This window comes from Variovorax sp. P2_H12 (assembly GCF_056403395.1).
Map to the genome: position 1 here is coordinate 1 of NZ_JBFUFO010000227.1, position 425 is coordinate 425.

Here is a 425-nt window from a genome sequence, read left to right on the forward strand (position 1 = left end):
GTGCCGGCCGGGGTGACGCCCTCCGGCGGAGCGATCGTCCGGTGTTCCTTCTGCGCCGGGCTGACGTCCACATCGCCCGGTGGATCGGCCGGCAGCCGGATCTCCCCGAGTCCGGCCTTCGCCCGCACCTGGACCGTCACCGCCTTCGGTACGACGACCACCGCCCGGCCCGCGCCGACCCGCACCCGGGTGCTGACCGTGTCCCCCTTCGGGACCGGCACCTTTGTGAGGTCGAGCGTGCCGACCCCGGAGCCCAGTTCGTACCGCGGCTGGACCGCGGCGACCGAGGCCGGGCGCCACTCCTCGCGCACCCACTGGGTGCTGATGTCCTTCGGCAGCGTGGCCGCGCCCGCCAGCAGCACCGCCGTGATGACCGACAGCAGCACCGTGCCGAATCCGGTCCGGCCGAGGAACGTGCTGACCAC

At 73.9% G+C, this 425-nt stretch carries 1 protein-coding gene; it reads right to left on the bottom strand.

Translation table 11 applies throughout. The features are described from left to right. Nucleotides 1-425 (bottom strand): hypothetical protein (locus AC1DYK_RS35920; protein WP_478170607.1); only part of this gene is annotated, 425 nt, incomplete at both ends.